General features: G+C 70.5%; 17 protein-coding genes. 5 read left to right on the top strand and 12 right to left on the bottom strand.

All coding sequences use genetic code 11. The annotated features are described in order from the left end of the window. Window positions 1-40 precede the first annotated feature (40 nt). The 3 genes from ACGFYU_RS03865 to ACGFYU_RS03855 are packed head-to-tail and all read right to left on the bottom strand — an operon-like array spanning window position 41 to window position 3545. Window positions 41-1081: a ComEC/Rec2 family competence protein gene (locus ACGFYU_RS03865; protein WP_393825619.1), complete on the bottom strand. Its 1041-nt coding sequence runs from the start codon at window positions 1079-1081 to the stop codon at window positions 41-43. Next, complete coding sequence (locus ACGFYU_RS03860) at window positions 1081-2370, bottom strand: hypothetical protein (RefSeq protein ID WP_393825618.1); 1290 nt, start codon at window positions 2368-2370, stop codon at window positions 1081-1083. The genes ACGFYU_RS03865 and ACGFYU_RS03860 overlap by 1 nt, the downstream gene beginning before the upstream one ends. Beyond that, window positions 2367-3545, bottom strand: coding sequence for a caspase family protein (locus tag ACGFYU_RS03855; RefSeq protein ID WP_393825617.1), 1179 nt, complete (start codon window positions 3543-3545; stop codon window positions 2367-2369). Before ACGFYU_RS03855 ends, ACGFYU_RS03860 begins: the two co-directional genes overlap by 4 nt. Before the next feature lie 89 nt (window positions 3546-3634). Between ACGFYU_RS03855 and ACGFYU_RS03850 the strand changes: the two genes are divergently transcribed. Next, window positions 3635-4699 carry a DUF2235 domain-containing protein gene (locus tag ACGFYU_RS03850; protein ID WP_393825616.1) on the top strand — a complete coding sequence of 355 codons (1065 nt, stop codon included), beginning with the start codon at window positions 3635-3637 and terminating at the stop codon, window positions 4697-4699. A gap of 6 nt (window positions 4700-4705) precedes the next feature. Here the strand turns inward: ACGFYU_RS03850 and ACGFYU_RS03845 are convergent, their stop codons facing one another. Further along, window positions 4706-5371, bottom strand: a complete 666-nt coding sequence (locus tag ACGFYU_RS03845) for a hypothetical protein (protein WP_393825615.1) — start codon at window positions 5369-5371, stop codon at window positions 4706-4708. A gap of 257 nt (window positions 5372-5628) precedes the next feature. Here ACGFYU_RS03845 and ACGFYU_RS03840 point away from each other — a divergent pair, with 257 nt between their 5' ends. Beyond that, the gene (locus ACGFYU_RS03840) at window positions 5629-9090 is read left to right on the top strand and encodes an Ig-like domain-containing protein (protein ID WP_393825614.1); all 3462 of its coding nucleotides are present in this window, start codon (window positions 5629-5631) and stop codon (window positions 9088-9090) included. An 88-nt stretch (window positions 9091-9178) separates the two neighbouring features. On the opposite strand, the gene ACGFYU_RS03835 is transcribed toward ACGFYU_RS03840, so the two are convergent. Beyond that, the gene (locus ACGFYU_RS03835) at window positions 9179-10633 is read right to left on the bottom strand and encodes a glyceraldehyde-3-phosphate dehydrogenase (RefSeq protein ID WP_393825613.1); all 1455 of its coding nucleotides are present in this window, start codon (window positions 10631-10633) and stop codon (window positions 9179-9181) included. Window positions 10634-10723: 90 nt separating this feature from the next. Then, complete coding sequence (locus tag ACGFYU_RS03830; protein ID WP_393825612.1) at window positions 10724-10936, bottom strand: DUF5988 family protein; 213 nt, start codon at window positions 10934-10936, stop codon at window positions 10724-10726. Window positions 10937-11051: 115 nt separating this feature from the next. On the opposite strand from ACGFYU_RS03830, the gene ACGFYU_RS03825 reads away from it, so the two are divergent. Then, window positions 11052-12152, top strand: a complete 1101-nt coding sequence (locus ACGFYU_RS03825) for a hypothetical protein (protein WP_393825611.1) — start codon at window positions 11052-11054, stop codon at window positions 12150-12152. Window positions 12153-12206: 54 nt separating this feature from the next. Beyond that, the gene (locus ACGFYU_RS03820; protein WP_393825610.1) at window positions 12207-13877 is read left to right on the top strand and encodes a cytochrome bc complex cytochrome b subunit; all 1671 of its coding nucleotides are present in this window, start codon (window positions 12207-12209) and stop codon (window positions 13875-13877) included. A gap of 20 nt (window positions 13878-13897) precedes the next feature. Here ACGFYU_RS03820 and ACGFYU_RS03815 read toward each other — a convergent pair whose 3' ends face one another. After that, window positions 13898-14287 (bottom strand): cytochrome c oxidase subunit 4, encoded by a 390-nt coding sequence (locus tag ACGFYU_RS03815; protein WP_393825609.1) that lies wholly within the window; start codon window positions 14285-14287, stop codon window positions 13898-13900. Further along, a complete protein-coding gene (gene ctaD, locus ACGFYU_RS03810) occupies window positions 14284-15951 on the bottom strand; it encodes a cytochrome c oxidase subunit I (protein ID WP_393825608.1) in 1668 nt (555 codons plus the stop codon). Before ctaD ends, ACGFYU_RS03815 begins: the two co-directional genes overlap by 4 nt. Window positions 15952-16176: 225 nt before the next feature. Here ctaD and ACGFYU_RS03805 point away from each other — a divergent pair, with 225 nt between their 5' ends. Next, entirely contained in the window at window positions 16177-18582 is a 2406-nt protein-coding gene (locus tag ACGFYU_RS03805) for a polysaccharide lyase 8 family protein (RefSeq protein WP_393825607.1), read from the top strand. Here the strand turns inward: ACGFYU_RS03805 and ACGFYU_RS03800 are convergent, their stop codons facing one another. The 4 genes from ACGFYU_RS03800 to ACGFYU_RS03785 all read right to left on the bottom strand — a co-directional run bounded on the left by ACGFYU_RS03800 (window position 18583) and on the right by ACGFYU_RS03785 (window position 22877). After that, the gene (locus tag ACGFYU_RS03800; protein ID WP_393825606.1) at window positions 18583-19440 is read right to left on the bottom strand and encodes a carbohydrate ABC transporter permease; all 858 of its coding nucleotides are present in this window, start codon (window positions 19438-19440) and stop codon (window positions 18583-18585) included. Continuing rightward, on the bottom strand, window positions 19437-20363 hold the full coding sequence (locus tag ACGFYU_RS03795; protein WP_393825605.1) for a carbohydrate ABC transporter permease: 927 nt from the start codon (window positions 20361-20363) through the stop codon (window positions 19437-19439). Before ACGFYU_RS03795 ends, ACGFYU_RS03800 begins: the two co-directional genes overlap by 4 nt. A gap of 71 nt (window positions 20364-20434) precedes the next feature. After that, a complete protein-coding gene (locus ACGFYU_RS03790) occupies window positions 20435-21742 on the bottom strand; it encodes an ABC transporter substrate-binding protein (protein ID WP_393825604.1) in 1308 nt (435 codons plus the stop codon). 118 nt (window positions 21743-21860) lie between these two features. Beyond that, complete coding sequence (locus tag ACGFYU_RS03785) at window positions 21861-22877, bottom strand: hydroxyacid dehydrogenase (RefSeq protein ID WP_393825603.1); 1017 nt, start codon at window positions 22875-22877, stop codon at window positions 21861-21863. Window positions 22878-23011 lie beyond the last annotated feature (134 nt).

Below are 23011 nucleotides of genomic sequence, written 5' to 3'. Positions count from 1 at the left end.
GGCGATGTAGGCCGCGGGAATCCGGCGCCGGGGCCGGCGGTCAGAACTCCACGGTGACAAAGCCGTCCTCGGCGGCCGACTCGGGCTTCAGCACGCGGTAGCCGAACTCCTGCTTCAGTCCGCCGAGGTCCCACTGCTCCGCGCGCTCCCGGTAGTTGAAGACGAGGTCCTTGTCGGCTCCGCCGTTCTTGAGGATCCGGGCGATGGCTACGTCGTCCGGGTGGCCGTGGATCTTTCCGTTGGTGGAGATCAGGTAGCGGCCGCAGTCGAGGAGTCCGAGGAGGTCGTTCGAGATGTTCTTGGAGCTGCCGTGGTGGGCGACCTTCAGGGCGGCGATCCTCAGCCGCCCGCCTTCGTCCTCGGCGCGCGGCCGGATCGACGCCACCAGGCGCGGATCGTCCGCGTCGCCGGTGAAGACGATCCGGGTCCCCTCGAACTCGAAGAGGAGGCCGATGCTGGTCGGGTTCGTCGGGGAGCCGTCCCGTTTGAACGGGGTGGCGGCCAGCCCGTCGATGTCGATCGCGCCGAAGTGTTCGATGCCGGGCGCGAGTTCCCGCTCCATGGGGTCCACTCCGGGGATCAGCCCGGCCTGCTCGCACTTCGCCTTCCAGGTGGGGATCAGCCCCTCCAGCAGACGGCGGTCCGGCGCGAGCACGTCCATCGTGGATCCGTCGTCGAACCAGGTCAGTTCGTGCCCCACTTCGATGCTGCGGCCCTCGAAGGCCTTGTTCCAGGGGATGTGCTGGGTCAGCAGGGCGGTGGTGACCTTCTCCCCCTCCACGGCGCCGAAGATCTCCCGGTCGTGGAGGTGGTCGAAGCCGTTGAACCACACGTCCCCGAAGTCCACCGTCCGGTCGGGGTCTTCGAGGAGCGCGACCACGCCGAGGATGTGGTCCTGGTCGACATGGGTCACCACGAGTACGTCGATCAGGCCGTCCAGCTCGGCGAGTACCGGCTTGATCCGCTCGTAGGTGCCGTGCCGTCCGCCGTCGAAGAGGACCCGCCGGGTGAAGTCGCCGTTGCCGTATTCGAGGAGCAGGCAGTCGCCGTCCTCCGCGGGCATCATCCTGAGCCGGATCATCACGTGCTCCTTTGCCGCAGGTCGAGGATCAGGAACGGCTGGCGCATGTCGGTCATCCAGGACAGGCGGCGCACCTCGTCGAGGCGACGTGCGCATGCGGGGTCGTCGGGGAAGGCGGAGAGCCCGTCGACGAGCCAGACGAGCCCGAGCGTGTAGAAGGGGATGCCGCGCTCGAAGGCCTCGATCAGCCCGTCGCGTGCCCTCCGCAGGTCCGGCGGGTCGCGCCGCAGCAGCCGCACCGCCCGCAGGATCGCCCCGTCGCTGATCCAGGGGAAGGAGTCGGCCAGCCGCTCCAGCCACGGGTCCCAGTAGGTCTCGGCCCTCGTGTGGTCGGTGCCGATGAGGACGTAGGCCCCGGCCGCCGCCGCGAGCGGGTTCTCGAACTTGGAGTAGAGCATCTCCTCGACATCGGTGAAGAGCTTGGCCGCCATGTCGAGGGCTCCCTGGGACATGTACGCGAGCCCCGCGCCGACCGCCGGGTCGCGGACGGCGATGGCCACGGCGCTGCCCGTCGGGCTCTGCCGCAGGTTGACCAGGACTTCGACCTGGCTGCTGCCCCAGGGCAGGGGGAGGGTGACCAGCCGTACGGATCCGGCGGCCTCCACGAGCAGGAACTGCCGCTCTCCGGGCTGACCGCCGGGGACTCCGACCGGTCCGCTGGGGCCGAAGCGGTAGAGCGGACTGACCTCCTCCCCCAGTACATCGGGCTGCGGAAGGACGAGGGGCTCGCCCCGGGCGATCCGCCCGGAGACCGGATCGCCCGGCGGGTTCTCTCCCAGCGCCAGCATCGACGCGAAGCTGCAGCTCGCGGGCGCGGCGTCGCCGATCCAGGTGGCGAGCGCGGTCAGGTCGACGTCCGTCGCGGGGGCGGGGCCGCGGGCGGGAGCGGGGGCGACCATGGACCGCGAGGCGACGGACTCGGCGAGCGGGACCTCGGCGGGGCCGTGGTAGACCCTGCCCGACTCGATGTTGCCCATGAGGTACTGCCAGGAGTGTGTCTCGTACGGCGAATCCATCATGACGAAGTCCACCGCGGTCTCCTTGCCCTCCACCGCCACGGCATCCTCCGTCAGCACCAGCCCGGACGGCAGGGTCGCCGACACGAGATAGCGGCCGGGCGTCACGGGGTACGCCGTCGGGCGGGGCTCGATCCCGCAGGGGATCAGGATGTTGCGCCGGCTCTCGCCCTTGAGGTCGGCCGAGAGGATGTCGCCGACGATCACCGCTTCGTTGGACTCCCCCGTGGGCGAGGACGAGAGGAGGAGCCGTACGGCGAGTGCGGTGCTCATGGCCGGGCCAATGTGACGCGGAAGAACGGCGGGCGGGCGTCGAGTTTCTTGCTGCGCTGGTCTCCGGGGCCCAGGACGGCCTCGACCTGGTATCGGCCGAACGGCAGGAACGGGGCCCACTCGCGGAGGTCGGGTTCCTCGCCGGGGTCGGGCAGCGGCCGGCGCAGCGGCTCCCGGCCGCGGCGCCGGCAGATGAATTCGGCACGCGCGTTGTCCTCGGGGTCCGCGCAGCCGATGTACACCGGGACCACCGGGTCGCCTCTCAGTTCGTGGAAGTCGAAGTCGAACGACTCGTTGCTGACCGGTGTCGAGGCGTTCACGAGAGCACCGGCGAACGGAGGCTCTTGAATGAAGCGGACGATCGAGCGCAGCAGGTTGAGGGTGGTCACCCGCCATACGCTGTCTGCGGTGTTCTCGCTCCCCGAGCCGTCGAGACTCCGCAGCAGCGCGTCCGTGAAGAGGCTGAGGCCACCGGCACGTGCGACGGCCTCCGTGCCGAGCAGGGTCGCGTAGAGGACGGCGTGTTTTCGTGGCACGAAAGCGGTGGGGCGCAGGTTCCCCCCGACGACGACCCGCCCGAGAGTGTCCCTGCCCGCCGTGTTGACGAGTGCGTCGGAGCCTTCCCGGCAGGCGTCGACGAAGAAGACCTGCTGGGCGGCCCTGCAGTTGTTGAGTCCCCGTACCAGTGCCTCGAAGTGCAGTGCGCCGTTCAGCGGGCTGTTTCTGTCGGCGAAGATGTCCGCCGCCAGGAGGGAGGAGTCGGTGCCCAGTGAGACCCCGTGACCGCAGAAGTAGAAGACGAGCCGGGCCTCGTCGTGGTCACCCCGGTCCTTCCACTCCGTGACGGCGGCCACGATGTTGTCGATGGTTGCCGCTTCCACCACATGCCCGACCTGCGTCTTCGGGTTGGGGAAGGGGGCGGGAGCGGCCTCGCTCAGCAGCAGTGCCAGACTTCCCAGCGGTCTGCCCTTGTCGTTGTATTCGCCGATCATCCACGTCGCGAACGCACGCGCCGAGAGAGGGGGTGAGGACAGCTGCCGCATGCCCACGGCGCCCGGGTGGTCCGTCGGCGACGGGCCGCCGTCCAGATGCGTGTAGGCCCCGACCCCGATGACGAGCGCGTGCGTGGAGGCTGGCCCCGCGTTCTCGTCCAGGTGCACCGTGAAACCGGCCATGAGACCTCCGCGTGACGCACCGGCAGGCCGGTGGGAGGCTTTGCTCCTAGTATAGGAATGAATATGACGTATGTCCCTCGGAGACCGTGATGGGCAAGAACATCGTGGTGTGCCTGGACGGGACGGGCAATCAGCTCAAGGCCCGCGGCAACACCAACGTCGTCAAGCTCTACGAGATGCTCGACCTCGGCGACCCCACCGCGCAGATCGCCTACTACGACCCCGGCGTCGGCACCTTCTCCGCCGCCGGAGCATGGTCGCTGCCGGCCCGCAAGCTCTCCAAGCTGTTCGGGCTCGCGTTCGGCTCGGGGCTCAAGGCGAACCTCGCCGAGGCGTACACGTATCTGATGCACCATTACGAACCGGGCGACCGGATCCTCCTCTTCGGTTTCAGCCGGGGCGCGTACACCGCCCGCGCTCTCGCGGGGCTGCTCAAGGCGGTCGGCCTGCTCCGCCCGGGCTCGGAGAACCTGGTTCCGTACGCCATCGCCGTCTACGCCAAGAACCGGACCTTCAGCGACGACGACTGGAAGCAACTGCACCATTTCGCCGGCACGTTCAGCAGGAAGGTCGACGAACGGACCGGCATCCCCGTCCATTTCATGGGGGTGTGGGACTCGGTGAAGGCCGCCGGACTGCTGCGCTGGAACCTGCGCTGGCTGTACACCCGGCGGATCCCCAACGTCGCCCGGGTCCGCCACGCCGTCTCCATCGACGAGAAGCGCCGGCCGTACGAGGAGTACCTCGTGCAGCCCCCCGAGGAGGCGGGGGCACGGGGGCCGGTGATCGAGGAGGTCTGGTTCGCCGGGGTCCACTCCGACGTGGGCGGCACCTTCGAGGACGACCCGAAGCTGCCCACCGTCGCTCTCAAGTGGATCGTGGACGGCGCCCTCGACTCCGGCCTGCTGCTCAAGAACGGGGCGTACGCGAAGCACCTCACGCTCGACCCCGCTCACGCGCTCGGCACGGTCCACCGCATGGGCGCGGTCTGGGCCCTGCTCACCTACCGGCGCCGCCGCGTCCCCGACGGCGCCCGGGTGCACGAGACCGTACGGCTGCGCATCGAGGACGACGCCGGGTACGGGGAGCGGATCCCGCCCGGAGTGACGTGGGCGGACAAGGAGTGGCTGACCCCGCACCCGAGCGCCGGCTGACCGGGGTCAGGCCGCGTAGGGCGGTTCCACCTCGCAGGGGCAGGGGCGGTACTCCAGACCGAGTTCGCGGTCCACTTCGGCGTTCGTGCGGGTGGCGGCGGCGGAAACCGCCGACCAGGAGCCGTACTTGGCGTACAGCTGGTCCGCGGTCGGGCCGAGCGGGTTGCCGTACTTCTTCATGTTGCGCTCCTCCAGCAGCCGCACCTGCTCCGGGCTCATGCCGGCGCGGGTGACGTCCTTGGCGTCGTTGCGCATCTGCACCAGCGTCCGGGCGATCTCCTCCTCGGACGCCCCTTGGGCGCGCATCTCGCAGGCGGTGCGGTCCATGTCGCCGAGCAGTGCGTGGTAGCGCATCCGGACCTCCTGGGCCTCGACGCGCTCCTCCGGTGTCTCGGCGCGGATCTGACAGACCACCGGCTCATGGCTGGTGCACGGGCCCTCGCTGGGCGGGTCCTCGGACAGCGGGCCGACGACGACGGAGCCGCCGCAGTCGGCGGCGCGTACGCAGGCGACGGCCGGCGCGGACCTCGGCGCGAGGGTGAGGGCGTGGGCGGCCGGGACGGCCGCCGGCGCCGCGAGCAGCAGCGCCTGCACGGCGAGCACGACGGGCAGGAGATGGCGGACGAGGGAGGGCGGGCGGGCGAGGCGGGGGGATGCGTGGGGGGATGACATGCCGCACATCCTGGCGGCCCCGCGATCCCGAAGATCACGAAAACGCGACGCGGTCCCCCGTCCGTGCGGCAACGGTCCTCCGGACGGGTGGTTCTGGCGGGGATCTCGGTGAATTCCCGCGATTCGGTCATGGGTTCCCCGGGTGAGGCGGCGGCGCGCTGCCACAGTCCTCTCGCGAGATGAGCAGGCCGTCGGGGTGCACCCGCGGGCGGCCGGGCCAGAAGGAGAGGGATGAGCAGAATCCGAGAGGGGGGTGCATGCTGAACCACCGAATTCGACAGCGCGCCCTCACCATCGTCGGCAGTATTCTCCTCGTACTGCAGTCGCTTGTGTTCGTCCAGGCGGCGACGCCCGCCTGGGCGGGCGATGACCGGGTCGTCGACAACACCGGTTTTGAACCGCACAACGCCGTGGCCAATCCCCGCAGACCGTCACAGGTCGCCGTCATGCGGGGATGCACGGTCCGTATCGACAACAACTTCGGCAAGGACGCCTTCCCGATCACGCGGACGACGACGGTCCCGTGCTTCGGCGACCCGACCCTCGCCTTCGACTCGCAGGGCCGCCTGTTCGTCACCCATCTCTCGTCGAGCTTCAACACCACCGCCAACAGCTTCGGGGTGGGCGTCGCCCGGATCAACGACCTGACGACGACGGGGAACCAGACCTACACCCCCGTCCAGGTAAGCGGCAACAGCCCGAACAACCACGACAAGCCATGGCTGGTGGCCGACTCCAATCCCACCAGCCCCTACCGGGACAACCTCTACGTCGTCTGGACGCACCTCGCGGGCCCAACGTGGCAGATCCAGTACTCCCGCTCCGTGAACGCGGGCGCGAACTGGTCGACCCCGAGCGTCCTTTCCGTGGCGGCGGACGGAAACCCCTGGCCCTCCCACGCCGCCGTCGGCGCGAACGGCGACCTCTACGTGGCCTACCACGCCAACATCTGCAACGAGGGCACCGACGGAGCGGCCGACGCGGGCACCGTGCAGGTGCTCCGCGACGGCTCGGGCGGGGCCGATTTCGCCGCCGGCACCGTCCAGCAGCGGACCACGGCGTTCGCGGCGGGACAGGCGACCGTCACCTGCAACGTGCAGAACGGCGCGGGTGACATCCCGGGGACCGACTTCTGGCTCCAGGGCTCGATGCAGCCGTGGGTGCTGCCCGACCCGGGCCGGCCCGGGAACGTCTACGTGGTCGCCAACGACGACCCCAACGACACCTTCGGCAACGGCGACGACGGTGACGTCCGCATCGCCCGCTCCACGGACAACGGCGCCACCTTCGCCGCGCCCACCCGCGTCGACCACGGGCCGGGTCAGACCCTCGCCGTGATGCCCACCGCCCACATCGACCAGGACGGCACCATCGTCGCCCACTGGTACGACACCCGCGGCGGCCGGCGGAACGCGGGCAACAACTTCCTGCTCGACCTCTACGGGACGGCGAGCCGGGACGGCGGCGCGACCTGGTCGCAGGACTTCAGGATCAGCGACGCCCCCTTCGACCCCGATCTCAACGCCCCCTGCCGTTTCGGGAACAACCCGAACTGCCGCACCGTGACCGGGTCCCTGCAGCAGACCCTGCGCATCGGCGAGTACAACGGCGTGTGGGCGGTCGACGGGATCGGCTACGCGAGCTGGACCGGCAACGGCACCCCCCTGACCTCCACGAGCCCGCAGAGCACCTACTACGACACGTTCTCGCTGCTCGGGGCCTTCCCCGACGCCTCCGAGCCGAACGAGTCGATCGACACCGCCGTCGCCGCCGCGATCGGCGCGAACAACAGGGTCACCAAGCCGCGACTGACCCTGCACAGCGCGACCGACGTCGACTTCTTCCGGATCGAGCCGCGCCACACCGGGCACCTGCAGGCCGAGATCGCCTTCAACGAGGTGATCTCCGGGCTCCAGGTCCGCGCGTACGACAAGTTCGGCAACAGGGTCGCCACCGGAACCGTCGCCACGACCAGGCCGGGCAGTTCGACGAGCCGGCTCGCGATCCCGGTCGTCAAGGACGAGCCGTACTTCGTCGTGATCAGCGACGCCGGGATCACCGACCCGACCAGCCCGGGCGACGCCTCGCCGACCGACCCGCCGCAGGCCACGTACGACCTCACCGTCGTCAACCGGGCGGCGCCCGAACCCTTCGGCCTCGACCTCAAGCGCGAGTCCGACTCGGGCCGCTTCGACAACGACGACGTCACCAGGATCGCCGGACCGGAGCTCTTCCTCCGGGTCGACGACGCGGAGCTGCGGGCCGCCGGCATCCCGCTGTCGCCGCAGAACGCCACGGCCACGCTCGCGGACGACGCCCCCGGCTTCAAGGTGGCGGTGAAGCGGGACGGAGAGCGCGTCGGATTCGCGCAGCCGGTGAACCCGGTCACCAAGCCGGGGCTGTACCGGATCGTCCTGGACCCCGTACTGGTGGAGGGGGAGAACCACATCACCGCCGAGGTGGTGATCCTCGACCCGTCCGACGACCCGCGGCTGGCCGGCGTGTCCCACGTCGTCGGTGCGGGTGCGGAGAGCGCACACCGGCTGCTGATCACGCTCGACACCACGGCGCCGGCCCGCCCGGCCGCTCCGGACCTGCTGTCGTCGAGCGACACCGGCGGCAACGACATCGACAACATCACGACCATCCCCAAGCCCGCCTTCCAGGGTTCACCGGTCGAGCCCAACGCCCTGGTGCGGCTGACCGCCGATCCGGCGGGAGCCGCCGGCCCGGCCGTGGTCGGCAAGGACACCGTCACCTCGGGCGGTGAGTACGAGGTCACCAGCTCGGCGCTCGACGACGGCACGTACGACTTCGCCGTACTGCTGGAGGACCTCGCCGGGAATGTGAGCCCGGCGTCGCCGTCCCTCGCGGTGACCATCGCCCAGCACTCGCTCACCCTCACGGGCGCGACCGCGGACCTCCTGGTCCACGTGGGCCAGGAGACCGTCACGGGCTACCCGGGGATCCCGGGCGGCTTCGTCGGCATCCGCGGGATCCCCGTGGTGAACCTCGACGCGAACGGTCACGGTGTGAGCGTGCGGGGCGGGGCGGCCGACGAGCAGCTGACCTTCACCCCGACGAGCGCCGACAGCGGACGGCTGACCCGGTCGAACTCCGCCCAGGTGCTGAACTTCTCCCACGTGGTGGGCGATGTGCTGGTCAGCCCCGACGGCGGCGACGACGAGGTCACCATCGTGGGCACCACGCGCCAGGACAGGATCGTCGGTGTCGTGGACGAGTTCACCACGCTCCGGGTCGAGGCGCTGCCGATGCTGCGGTTCCCGGCCCCGGCCCTGTCGCCGCTGCTCGGCCTGCGGATCGCGACCGGTGAGACCGAGCGGATCGGCGTCCTCTCGCGCGGCGGCCAGGACACGGTGGACCTGACCGTCCTGGACACGGTCAGCGCCCAGCTGTGGGTGGACGGGGGTCCCCCGTCCACGGTCCATCCGGCCAAGGGCGACGAGCTGATCGTGCGCGGCGGCTCGCCGTGGGCGGTGCTGTTCGAGGAGTACGGCGAGAAGTCGGGCAAGGGCTCGGTCTTCGTCAAGTACCCGAAGACCAGCCACGCCAAGACGCGCATCGACTTCACCGACATCGAGGGCACCACGCTCGACAACGGAGAAGAGGGCCACGGCCACGGCAAGGGCGGCAAGGGCGATCACCCCAAGGCCAAGGCCCCGGTGAAGACCCCGGCCGCGGCCAAGCCGAGGAGGTAGCGGCCCGGAGTGCGACGACGCGCCGCGCCCCGCCCCGGTGATCCGGGGCGGGGCGCGGCGCGCTGTGCGTGTCGTCCGTGCGGGGAGGTCAGACCGCCGGAACGGGGTAGGTCGGGTACTCCACCCCGGAGACGTGCTGGACGACGCGGATGACCTGGCAGGAGTAGCCGAACTCGTTGTCGTACCAGAGGTACAGGATCGCGTTGTCGCCGTCGACCTTGGTGGCGCCGGCGTCGACGATCGAGGAGTGGCGGGAGCCGACGAAGTCCATGGAGACCGCGTCGGGGGCCGTGGTGAAGTCGATCTGGCGCTTCAGCGGCGAGTGCAGCGAGACGTTGCGGAGGTAGTCGAGGACCTCCTCGCGCGTGGTCTCGCGGCCGAGGCGCAGGCTGAGGATCGCGATCGAGACGTCCGGGACGGGGACGCGGATCGAGCTGCCGGTGATCGGCGCCTTCAGGTCGGGCAGCGCCTTGGCGACGGCCGAGGCCGCACCGGTCTCGGTGATGACCATGTTGAGCGGCGCGGAGCGGCCGCGGCGGTCGGCCTTGTGGTAGTTGTCCAGCAGGTTCTGGTCGTTGGTGAACGAGTGGACGGTCTCCACGTGGCCGCGCAGCACGCCGTACTCGTCGTCCATGGCCTTCAGCGGCGGGACGATCGCGTTGGTGGTGCAGGAGGCGCAGGACAGGATGCGCTCGTCCGGCTTCACCGTGTCGTGGTTGACGCCGTGCACGATGTTCGGGACGTCGCCCTTGCCCGGGGCGGTCAGGACGACCTTGTCGATGCCGGGACGCAGGTGCTTCGAGAGCCCCTCGCGGTCGCGCCACTTGCCCGTGTTGTCGATGAGGATGGCGTCCTTGATGCCGTACGCCGTGTAGTCGACCTCGGAGGGGTCGTTGGCGTAGATCACCCGGATCTCGTTGCCGTTGGCGACGATCGTGCTGTTCGCCTCGTCGACGGTGATGGTGCCCTGGAACTGGCCGTGGATCGAGTCGCGGCGCAGCAGCGAGGCGCGCTTGACGATGTCCTCGGCGGCCCGGTCGCCTCCCCCGCGGACGACGATGGCGCGCAGGCGCAGGCCGTTGCCGGAGCCGGCCTTCTCGATGAGGAGGCGGGCGACGAGGCGGCCGATGCGGCCGAAGCCGTACAGGACGACGTCGCGGCCCTCGCGGCACTCGATCTTGTTGGCACCGGTGGCGCCGGAGACGGCCTCGGCGGTGAACTCCTCCACCGAGAGACCGCGGTCGTCGGCCTTGTACGTCGCGGCGAGCATGCCGATGTCGATCTGGGACGGGCCGAGATCGAGCGTGGTGAGCGCCTGCAGGAACGGCAGGGTCTCGGTGACCGAGAGCTCCTCGCCGTCGATCTGCCGGGCGAATCGGTGGGTCTTGAGGAGGCTGACCACCGACTTGTTCACCAGGGAGCGGCTGTGGAGAAGGACCGTGACGTCCCGCTCCCGGTGCAGCTTCCCGATGATGGGAATCATCGACTCCGCGATCTCCTCGCGGTTTTTCCAGCTGGTGAACGAGTCCTCGTTGACAGTCACAGGTTCTATCTTTCGAGCTAGGCGGTGCTCATATGCTAACCCGCCCCTCTTTTGGCCCACCAAGCGGGGGGCCCGACTGTCACTCGGGGGCTACTCGGCGATCTCCGTACGTTCCCACCACTCGTAGACCGGAAGCGGTCCCTCGGGGCCGTCCTGGTGGCGTGGAGTGGCCTTGAAGTGCTCGTATCCGCCGCGGTGGGGGATCTTCAGGTCTTCTCCGGGATCGGCGAGCGGCACGATCCGCTCGGTCAGATCGTCCGGGCCGCCCACCAGCGCTGCCTTGTTCGCGACCTTGTTCGCCATGCCACCAGTCTTCCCGCCCGCCGCACGCCCCGCACGTCGGAGGCCGTGGTTCGGGGGGTCCCGGAGCGGGCAGGCGATCAGGTAGAGGTCCCGGTCCGCACCCCGGGAGGTCGCCGTGAAACTGCAGTTCCTGGGCCCCCTGTACGCCCATCCCGGCCCCGTCGCGTCCGTCTGCCTCGACACCTCCCGGGACCTCGACGATCCCGAGCGGGCCCTCGACCTGCGCTGGCGCAAGCTGCGCCGGAGCCTGCTGGCCCACGACGCCGACGAGGCCACCGTCGGGGCGCTGGAGGCCGCGGTCGGCAGCGACCGCGAGGTGGCCGGAAGGCACGGCCAGGCGATCTTCGCCGCCCACGGGAGCCTCGTCCTGGCGGAGGGGCTCCCCGAACCGCCCGACCGCGACACCGCCCGCTTCGGGATGCTGCCCGACGCCCTGGCGCTCGCCCTCCAGCACGGCCCGGACATCCCGTACGCGACGGTAGCCATCCGCCGGGTGCACCTGGCCGAGGCCGCGGGCGGCGAGGAGGAGCTCCAGCTGGACTTCGAGACCGGCAGATGGCCGATGAGCCGGGTCGCGCCCGGTGCACGCGTGCGCCACCGGATCCCGGTCGAGGGCTGGCCCAAGGAGGCCGAGCAGCTCCTCGCCGAGCTGGTGGCCGCCGTGAGCGCCGAGGCCGTCGAGCTGGTGGTGCTGGCCGGTGATCCGTGGTCCGTGAACAGTCTGCTGCGGTCGGCCCCGAAGAAGCTGCTCGGCAACTTCGTCAAGCTCAAGGACGGCCACTACCGGCGGCCGGAGCCCGGGCGGGCTCTCATGGAGGAGGAGCTCGGCCTCCTGTTCGAGGGCAGGCTCTCGGACCACGACCGGCACCAGCTGGACGCCTACCTGGGCCAGCACGCCCGGCACCCGGAGTACGTCGACGGGCTCGACGCCGCGGTGGCCGCCTTCCAGCGCGGGCAGGCCCGGGCCCTGATCCTCAACCTCCCGGTGCGGATCTCCCGGCACCTGTGGGTCGGCACGGCGCCCACCCAGCTGGCCCTGTCGGGCGAGGACCTGAACGCCTTCGGCCTGAACTACTACTGGGAGGAGCCGGCCCCCGGGGCCGCCCTGATCCGGGCTGCGGCCGGCACCCAGGCCGAGCTGATCGCCGTACCCGAGGACGAGCTGCCCCTGGAGGACGGCGTCGCCGTGCTCCTGCGCTACACCGTCCCCGAGTGACCTCCGCTGCGCGCCTCCCCGGGAGCGGGCGCCGCGCGCGGCATGCTCGGTCGCATGCCACCGGCGGAGGAGACAGCGCGCACGGCGGACCGGGTGCGCCGCGCGGCGGCCGCGCTCGATGCCCGGCTGCCGCTCGCGGAGATCGCGAAGGGGGGCGTCCGGAAGGCGTTCCCGGACCACTGGTCCTTCCTGCTCGGCGAGATCGCCCTCTACAGCCTGATCGTGCTCCTGCTGACGGGCACCTGGCTGGCCTTCTTCTTCCAGCCGTCGATGGGTGACGTGCCCTACGAGGGCTCGTACGGCCCGCTGCGCGGCCTGCGGGTCTCGGAGGCCTACGCCAGCACGCTGCGGATCAGCTTCGACGTCCGGGGCGGTCTGCTGCTGCGCCAGATGCACCACTGGGCGGCGCTCGTGTTCGTGGCGGCCATCGGGGTGCACCTGCTGCGGATCTTCTTCACCGGGGCCTTCCGCCGCCCGCGCGAGGTCAACTGGACGGTCGGACTGACCATGTTCCTCCTCGCCCTGATCGAGGGCTTCGCCGGCTACTCGCTCCCCGACGACCTGCTGTCGGGGACCGGGCTGCGCACGGCGCAGGGGATCATGCTGTCGCTGCCCGTGGTCGGCACCTATCTGAGCTTCTTCGTCTTCGGCGGCGAGTACCCGGGCGAGGACATCGTGTCGAGGCTCTACCCTGTGCACATCCTCCTCGTCCCGGGCCTGCTCCTCGGGCTGGTGACGCTCCACCTGCTGCTGGTCGTCCACCTGAAGCACACCCAGTGGCCCGGCCCGGGGAACACCGCCCGCAACGTCGTCGGCAAGCCGTTCTTCGCGCAGTACACGGCCAAGTCGGCCGGCCTGTTCTTCATGGTCGCGGGCGTGCTCGGCGTGCTGGGGGCGCTGGCGCAGATCAACCCGGTCTGGGCGTACGGCCCCTACCGGACGGACGTGGTCTCCACGGGGGCGCAGCCCGACTGGTACGTCGGCTTCCTGGAGGGGGCGCTGCGGCTGATGCCCGGCTTCGAGACCCGGCTGTGGGGCCACACCCTGATGTGGAACCCGCTCGTGCCCGGCGTCGTACTGCCCGGGGTGCTCTTCACGGGCCTGTACGCGTACCCCTTCTTCGAGCGGTGGATCAGCCCGGACAAGGAGGAGCAGCACCTGTGCGACCGGCCGCGGCACCGGCCGGTCCGCACGGCCCTGGGCGTGGCGGTGCTCGCGGCCTACACGGTGCTGCTGCTGGCGGGCGCGCAGGACCTGCTCGCCTTCATCTCCGACATCAGCGTCCAGGCCATCACCTGGACCCTGAGGTGCGCCCTGGTCCTCGCACCTCCCGTCGCCTTCTGGCTCACGCGGCGCGTCTGTCTCGCCCTCCAGCGCGGGGACATCGAGCTGCTGGAGCACGGGGTGGAGACCGACGAGGTGCGCCAGACGGTCGAGGGCGGATACCGACCGTCGCACCGGCCGCTGAACGGCGCGCGGCGGCACGTGCTGCTCGTGCACGCGGTCCCGGAGCCCGTCCGCCCGGAGCCCGACCGTCCGGATCCCGCGGCACGGCCGCGCGGGGTCCGGCGCGCTGCGGAGCGGCTACGCGTGGCCCTCAGCCGGTGGTACTACCGGGACCGGCTCGTGCCCCCGATGACGGAGACCCACCGCAGGCGGGTCGCCGAAGTCCTGGCGGCGCCGCGGCGGACGGGCCGGGACGGGGAGACCGGACCCGGGAGCTGACCGCTCCGGCCGCCGCTCCGTCAGGAGGCCCGGTCCCCGGTCCCGAACACGAATCCGAAGACGCCCGGTGCGAGGACGCCGAAGCCGATGAGCGCCAGCCACAGCCCCTGCACCACGCCCAGCCCGATCAGGGCCGCCCCGACGGCCGTGATCACGGGGGCGTAGCTCCGGGCGGGGAAGGAGAACCGCCGGTCCGCGCCCTCCGACACCTGCGCGCCCTTGCGGTCCTCGGGCCGGTCGCCGCCCCGGTGGTACTGCCGCCACAGGAAGGCGGCGATGAGCGCCGACATCAGGAACGACACCGCGAGGGCCGCGATGCCGGCCGGATCGGTCGAATACCGCGCGTAGACAGCGCCGGTGACGACGAAGAAGACGGCGACACCGCTGAACATCCATGCCTCTGCCCTCACGGCGACTTCACCTCCGGGTGGTGCAGGTCGAAGGCCGGTGAGTCCGAGCGGATGCGCGGCAGGGCGTCGAAGTTGTGCCGAGGGGGCGGGCAGCTCGTGGCCCATTCGAGCGAGCGGCTCCAGCCCCAGGGGTCGTCGACGCCCACGGCCGTGCCGTACCGGTGGGTCCGCGCCACGTTGTACAGGAAGGGCAGGGTGGACAGGCCGAGGAGGAAGGCGCCGATGCTGGACAGGGTGTTGAGGAGGGTGAAGCCGTCGGCGGCCAGGTAGTCGGCGTACCGGCGGGGCATGCCCTGCTCGCCGAGCCAGTGGTGGACGAGGAAGGTGAGCTGGAAGCCGGTGAACAGGGTCCAAAAGTGGATCTTTCCGAGGCGTTCGTCGAGGAGCTTGCCCGTCAGCTTCGGCCACCAGAAGTAGAAGCCCGCGAAGGTGGCGAAGACGATGGTGCCGAAGAGCACGTAGTGCAGGTGCGCCACGATGAAGTAGCTGTCGGTGAGGTGGAAGTCCATGGGGGGCGAGGCGATCAGGACACCCGTGAGCCCGCCGAGCAGGAAGGTCACCAGGAAGCCGACGCACCACAGCATCGGCGTCTCGAAGGACAGGGAGCCGTTCCACGCCGTCCCGATCCAGTTGAAGAACTTCACCCCGGTCGGGACGGCGATGAGGAAGGACAGGAGGGAGAAGAACGGCAGCAGGACGGCGCCGGTCGCGAACATGTGATGGGCCCATACGGTGGCGGACAGGCCGGTGATGGCCATCGTCGCGCCGACGAGGGCCACGTACCCGAAGATCGGTTTGCGGCTGAAGACCGGCAGGATCTCGCTGACGATCCCGAAGAACGGCAGCGCCACGATGTACACCTCCGGATGGCCGAAGAACCAGAACAGGTGCTGCCACAGCAGCGCCCCGCCGTTCGCCGCGTCGAAGACGTGGGCCCCGAACTTGCGGTCCGCCTCCAGCGCGAGGAGGGCCGCGGTCAGAACGGGGAAGGCCAGCAGCGCCAGGATCGAGGTGAACAGCACGTTCCAGGTGAAGATCGGCATCCTGAAGAGGGTCATGCCGGGCGCGCGCAGGCAGACGATCGTGGTGATGAAGTTGACCGATCCCAGGATGGTGCTGAGCCCCGACACGGCCAGGCCCATCACCCACAGGTCCGCACCCACCCCGGGTGTGTAGACGGCGCCGTTGAGCGGGGCGTAGGCGAACCAGCCGAAGGCCGCGGACCCGCTCGCCGTCAGGAAGCCGCTGACCACCGTCAGGCCGCCGAACAGGTAGACCCAGTAGGTGAAGGCGTTCAGGCGGGGGAAGGCCACGTCGGGTGCGCCGATCTGCAAGGGCATCACCGCGTTGGCGAAGCCCGTGAACGTCGGTGTGGCGAAGAGCAGCATCATGACGGTGCCGTGCACCGTGAACAGTTGGTTGTACTGCTCGTTGGAGAAGATCTGCAGGCCGGGCCGGGCGAGCTCCGCGCGCATGAGCAGGGCCAGGACGCCCGCGAAGAGGAAGAACGCGAAGGCGGTGGCGAGGTACATGTTGCCGATCAGCTTGTGATCGGTGGTCGACAGGATCCGCAGCACGGTGGAGCCGGACGCCACGCGCCGGTCGGTGACGGCGTCCTGGACCACCGCGTTCGATGCTTCGTCGGTCTTGTCGACGGACACCATGGGGCCTCCAAGAGTTCCGCAGCGAACCTACGGCGCTCCGCGGAGCGACGGCCGCCGCAGCTCGGCACCGGGTGCGGGTGCCACCCGAACGGCCGCTTCCGGTGATCGTTCGAGCGTATCGATCTTTACGCGCCTCTTGAGCGCCATTTCGAGCGCGTGCTAGAAACGGTCGGCGGGGCGGCCCGCCGCCCGGCGGGCCGGTCGTGCCGCAGCCCTGGAGGCTCCATGTCCACCCCATGGTCCCGCCGTTCGTTCCTGCGCCTTTCCGGCAGCGCCGCACTCCTCGCCGGAGCCTCGCCCGTGGCCGCCGTCTCCTCGGCGGCTCCCGCCTTCGCCGCAGGCGACGCGTACGACACCCTGCGCCTCAAGTGGCGCGAGATGGTCCTGGGCAGCGGGTTCGACCCCGCGGCCGCGCCCTTCGACGCCAAGCTGGCCCTGATGGGCGGTCAGGCGGCCGAACACCGCGCGACCATGGCGCCGGTGAGCGGATCGCTCTGGCCGGACCTGCCCCTGACGGTGTCCGCTTCGATCACGCTCAGCTACTCCCGGCTCGCCACCATGGCCCAGGCGTACGCCCAGCCCGGCACGGGTCTGACCGGCGACACCGCGCTCCTCACCGAGGTCGTGACGGGTCTCGACCACGTCTACCACCAGGCCTACAACCCGGCCAAGAGCCGGTTCGGCAACTGGTGGGACTTCCAGATCGGCTCGCCCCAGCTCCTGTTGGACATCACCACGGTCCTCTACGACCAGCTGTCCGCCGACCGGATCGCCAACCACCTCGCCGCCGTCGACGCGTTCGTCCCGGACTCCTCGGTCGCCGCCTACACCGGAACCAGCACGGGCGCCAACCGGGTGGACCTCTGCCGGTCGCTGGCCCTGCGCGGCATCCTCGGCAAGAACCCCGCCAAGATCGCGCTGGCCCGCGACGCCCTCTCCCCCGTCTTCCCGTTCGTCACCAGCGGGGACGGCTTCTACGCCGACGGGTCCTTCGTCCAGCACACCTACCTCTCCTACACGGGCTCGTACGGCGCGGTGCTGCTCGGCGGACTGGCCGGCCTCTTCTCCCTGTTGAGCGGATCGGCCTGGGCGGTCACCGATCCCCATCGGCAGCTCGTCCTCGACTCGGTGGAGGCCTCCTTCGCGCCGTTCCTCTTCAACGGCCTGATGATGGACGCGGTCTCCGGCCGCGCCACGAGTCGGGGCAACCCGCGCACCAACTCCTACGGTTTCCAGGGCGGCGACCACGGCCGCGGCCACGGCACCATGGCCTCCATCGCCCTGCTCGGCACGGCCGCGAGCGGTACGGAGAACCAGCGCTGGCGGGGCCTGGTCAAGGGCTGGATGCAGCGGGACTACTACAGCCCCGTCCTCACCGACACCGACCTGAGCGTCCCCGCGCTGGCCCGGCTCAAGGCGGTGCGGGACGACAACTCCGTGACCGCCCTCGCCGAACCGACCGCCCACCGGCTCTTCCCGAGCATGGACCGTGCCGTCCACCGCCGGCCCGGCTGGGCGGCTTCGATCAGCATGGCCTCCAAGCGGATGGGCCTCTACGAGACGGGCAACGGGGAGAACCTCCGCGGCTGGCACGCCGGGGCCGGCATGCTCCAGTGGTGGGGGAACACGTACGCCAACGGCCAGTACACGGACGCCTTCTGGCCCACCGTCGATCCGTACCGGCTGCCCGGGACCACCGTCTCCCGCAAGCCGCTCGCCGACGCCGAGGGCGGCGCCTGGGGGCTGCCGAGGCCGGACGTGAACTGGGTCGGCGGCGCCACGGACGGGGAGTACGCCGCGCTGGGCCAGTTCCTGCGGGGGCTGTCGAGCACGCTGTACGCCAAGAAGTCCTGGTTCTGCCTGGCCGACTCGATCGTCGGCCTGGCGGGCTCCGTCCGGAGCACCGACGGCACCCCGGTCGAGACGGTGGTCGAGAACCGCAACCTCGGCGCGAGCGGCGGCCAGGCCCTCACCGTGAACGGCGCCGTCCAGTCCACCGCCCTCGGCTGGTCGGCCACCCTCACCGGGGCCAAGTGGGCGCAGATCGCCGGTCACGGCGGGTACGTGTTCCCCGGCGGGGCCACCGTGAGGGCGCTGCGCGAGGCCCGGACCGGCTCCTGGCACGACATCAACACCGGCGGCACCACGGACCCGATCACCCGCCGCTATCTGACCCTCTGGTTCGACCACGGGGTCGACCCCGTCAACGCCTCCTGCTCCTACATCCTGATGCCGGGCGCCGGCCCTGCGGCCACCGCCGCGCGGGCCGCCGACACCGGCTGGCTGACCGTCCTCGCCAACGACAACGACCGGCAGGGCATCGCGGTGCCCTCGCTCGGCGTCACCGCCGTCAACTTCTGGTTCGCGGGGACGCTCGGCGGTCTGACCGCCGACAAGCCCGCCTGCGTCCTCGTACGGGAGCACGGCGACGGCACGGCCACCGTGTGCGTGTCCGACCCGATGCGGATGCAGACCGGGCTCACCGTCACGTGGAACCGGCCGGTGGCCTCCGTCCTCTCCAAGCCGGCCACCGTGACCTCGACCTCCACGGGCTCCGCCCTCACCCTCACCTTCGGGGACCTGACCGGACGGGCCGGGGCCACCCAGCGGATCGAGGTCGCGCTGGGCTGACTACTTCACCGCCCCGGCCGTCAGGCCCGAGCGCCAGAAGCGCTGGAGGCCGAGAAAGGCGATCACCAGCGGGACCACGGCGATGAGGGAGCCGGTGATGGCCAGGGCGTACATCTCGGGGCTCTCGGTGGTCGACACGTTCCACATGTGGAGGCCGAGGTTGACGGGGTACAGCTTCCGGTCGTTCAGCATGACGAGCGCGCCGTAGAAGTTGTTCCAGCTCGCGGTGAAGGAGAAGAGGAACAGCGTCGTGAAGCCCGGGGCGAGCATCGGCAGGACGATCGAGCGGAAGGTGCGCACCTCGCCCGCGCCGTCCACCCGGGCCGCCTCGATCACCTCGTACGGGACGTAGCCCTCGGAGAAGACCCGGGCGAGGTAGACGCCGAACGGATTGACCAGCGAGGGGATCAGCAGCGCCCAGTAGGTGTCGGTGATCCCGGCCTCGGAGGCCAGCAGGTACATCGGCAGGGTCAGGACCGCGCCGGGGACGAGCACGCCCGCGAGGACGACGCCGAAGAGCTTCTCCTTGCCCGCGAAGCCGTACTTGTCGAAGGCGTAGCCCGCCGCGACGGAGATCAGGGAGGAGAGGGCCGAGCCGACGACGGCGTAGAGGAGGGTGTTGAGGAGCCAGCGGCCGTAGATGCCGTCGCTGTGGCTGAAGACCTCCTGGATGTTGGAGAAGAGGTTGAAGTCTCCCAGGCTGAAGCCGTTGGTACCGAAGAGGTCGCGGCGGTTCTTGGTGGCGGCGATCAGCAGCCAGCTGACCGGCATCAGCGTGTAGGCGGCGAGGACGAACAGCACCGTGTTGACGGCGGCTTTGGAGGACCAGCCGCTGCGGGAGACCGATCGCGTGCTCATGCTTCCTGCCACCGCTTCCCGATCCGGGTCACCACGAAGGACAGCGCTCCGGCGACGAGGGCCAGCAGGAGCGAGGCGGCGGCCGCGGCCGCGTAGTCGTGGTCGACGAAGGCCTTGCCGACGATGTACATGGTGGGCGACCAGTCCTTGCCGAGGGCCTGTGCCCGGTCGGAGAGCAGTGTGGGCTCGGTGAAGAGCTGGACGGCCCCGACGCAGGTGAAGAGGACGGTCATGACCACGGAGGAGCGGATGACCGGCACCTTGATGCCGAGGGCGATGCGCCAGGCACCGGCGCCGTCCACCGTGGCGGCCTCGACGATCTCGCGGGGCACGGCCTGGAGGGCGGCGAAGAAGATCACCATGTTGTAGCCGATCCACTGCCAGACGGCGATGTTGACCATCGAGGACAGGGAGTGGGCGGGTGAGAAGAAGTTCCAGCTGCCGCCCGTGGCGTCGATCCACTCGATCACCGGGCTGAGGCCGGGGGTGTAGAGGTAGATCCAGATGATCGCGGCGATCAGTCCGGGTACCGCGTGCGGCAGGAAGAGGGCGAGTTGGAAGAAGCGCTTGGCCCGGGCGTGGGCCGAGTCGACCAGCAGGGCCGCGGCGAGCGCCCCGCCGATCATCACGGGTATGTACACCAGGCAGTACGAGGCCACGTGCAGGAACGACGCGCGGAACGCCGGATCGGCCAGCACCGCGGCGTAGTTGGCCAGGCCCGCGAAGGTGCGCTCCACTCCCCCGAACCCGAGCCCCGAGGACTGCTCGCGGTACAGGCTCATCCAGCCCGCGTACGCCACCGGCGCCACCGTCACGACGGCGAACAGCGCGAAGAACGGGGAGAGGAAGAGGACCACGGCGCCGCGTCGTGTGCGGCGCGGCGTGGTGCCGGCGGCTGCCGGGGCGGTGGGCGGTGCGTGCACGGGGGTGCTCCTTGGCGGCGCGTGGGGTTCCGAGGAGGAGCCGGCGCGGTGTGCGGCGGCCCCCGGCTGGGTCACTTGGCGAGCTTGAGACCGCGGCTCTCGATCGCCGTGCGGGCCGATTCCTGGGCCTTGTCCAGTCCGCTCGCCAGGCCGTTCCTGGCGGCCTCGTCCTTGAAGTCGGCGTTGACCTTGCCCCAGACCGGGCCCCAGGTCCATCCGGGGACGATCGTGGCGATCTGGTCGCCGGTGAGCTTGTAGAGGTCCTGGCCGCCGAAGTAGGAGGTGTCGAAGGCCTTGGCGGCCACGTCGGCCATGGCCGGGTTCGCGGGCAGGGCGCTGCTCGGGTTCTTCAGGGCTCCGATGCGGGCCGTCATCGCGGCCGGGTCGGTGGTCACCCACTTGATGAACTCGGCGGCGGCCCTGGCGTGCTTGCTGCCCTTGGGTACGGCGAAGCTCGTGCCGCCGTACATGCCGGTGGCCGGGGTGCCCCAGTGGGGGACGGGGGCGATGCCCCACTTGCCCTTGAGGTCGGGCATGGCGGAGATCATGCCGCCCGCGCTCCAGGAGGCGCCCAGGACGCTGACGCTGGTGCCGTCGGCCTTGGACTTGCTCTCCTGCGGGGTGCCGGCGCCGTAGTTGAAGACCAGGTCGTCCTTGAGCATGCCCTGCCAGAAGTCGGCGACCTTCCGGGAGGCGGCGTCGTTGATCGCGGGCTTCCAGCCGTCTCCCTTGACCTCGAACCACTTGGCGCCCGCCTGCCAGGACAGGGCCGCCTCCAGCGGGGCGTCCGTCGGGAAGGAGCCGATCCGCGCCTCGGGGTCGGCGACCTTGATCTTCTCGGCGGCCGCGCGGTACTCGTCCCAGGTCGTGGGGACGCTCACGCCGTACTTCTCGAAGAGGTCCTTGCGGTAGAAGTACACCTGCGGGGTGGCGTCGAAGGGGACCGACCAGGTCTTGCCGCCGAAGGTCACCAGGTTCTGGACGCCGGCGGGGAAGCTCTTCCTGACCAGCTCGGCGGAGGACGCGGTGAGGTCCTCCAGGAAGCCCTGGCTCGCGAACTCCGGGACCACGTTGTACTCGATGGTCGCCACGTCCGGTGCGTCGCCCGCCTTGATCGCGTTGCTGATCTTGCTGTAGCCGTCGGCGCCGCCCGGAATCTGGGAGAACCGCACCTGGATGTCGGGGTGCGTCCTGTTGAACTCGGCTGCCGCGGCCTCGGCGCCACCGGTCCAGGTCCAGTACGTGAGGGTGACGGGCTTGCCGCCTTCCTCGGAGGCGGCCGAGGCGGTGGAGTCGGAACCGGCGCAGGCGGAGGTCAGCAGGGCGAGGGACACCGCTGCGGCCACCGCGCCGTACGCACGCGAGGACTGAGCCTTCATGAGCTGCTCCTGTGGCGAGTGGGCTGAACGGGTTGAATCATTCGCCCGCCGCATCTTGAACGTCAAGAGCATATGAACTATTGCTCAATACGATCAGTCCGGGGCGCGGAGCAGCCTTTCAGGCGGTCCGGTCGAGGTCCTCGCGGCGGACTCCGTGCGCGAACGGCAGGCCCGCGGCATAGCGGGCGATCTCGGCGATGGCGGAATCCGCCATCCGGTGGAGCTCGTTGCCCAGGGAACCCGCGATGTGCGGGGTGAGCAGCACGTTCGGCAGGTCGTAGAGGGGGGAGTCGGCCGGCAGGACCTCCGGCTCGGTGACGTCGATGACCGCTCGCAGGCGGCCCGAGGCCAACTCCTCGGTCAGCGCGGCCCCGTCCACCAGCGAGCCGCGGGCCGTATTGATCAGAGTGGCGTCGTCACGCATCAGGGCCAGCCGCCGGCGGTCGATCATCGCCCGCGTCTCGGGCAGCGCCGGCGCGTGCAGGCTGATCACGTCGGAGGCGCGACAGAGCTCGTCGAGCCCCACGACCCGTGCACCGAGCCGCTGCGCCTGGCGCTCGCTCAGGTACGGGTCGTACACGAGGAGTTCGAGATCGTACGGGCGCAGGAGTGCGATGACGCGGCGGCCGATCCGGGAGGCGCCGATGATGCCCACGGTCCGGCGGTAGTTGCCGACGTGGCCGTACCGCTGGTGCCAGTCGTGGCGCAGGCCCCGGACGCGGCGGTACTCCTCGCGCAGGTCCAGCACGCGCTTGTTGGAGAGCAGCACCATGGCGACGGTGTACTCGGCCACCGGCAGGGAGTTGGCCAGGGCGGCGGAGGAGACCGTGATGCCGCGGTCCCAACAGGCATCGGTGACCAGGTGTTTCACCGAACCGGCGGCGTGCACGACGGCCTTGAGCCGGGGCGCGGCCGCGAGCGCCCGCGCGTCGACGGGCGGCGCCCCCCAGAAGGTGAGCAGGACCTCGGCCTCCGCCAGCGCGGCCGCCACCCCGGGTCTGCCGAAGTCGTCGGCGACGCACTCCGGATCGAGCGCGGCCACCTCGTGGAGGCGGCGCGCCGTGGCGTCGTCCAGCAGGCGGGGCAGAAGCTCGGGGGCCATGGCGAGCAGGGTTCGCGGGCGGCGCACAGGCATGTGGGGTGCTCCTTGCGGCTGGGTGAGGCCGCGCCGACTCTATGGAGCCAGAATTCGATCGTCAAGATTCTCCCGCTCATATAGCTCGATACGATCGATACGATCGCACTCGCCCCCGCGCAGCTCGGCGCGGC

The sequence above is a fragment of the Streptomyces sp. NPDC048337 genome (genome assembly GCF_043201175.1).
Lineage (GTDB): Bacteria > Actinomycetota > Actinomycetes > Streptomycetales > Streptomycetaceae > Streptomyces.
Note: the sequence above shows the minus strand (reverse complement) of the source record. Positions and strands in the feature narration are given on the sequence as shown.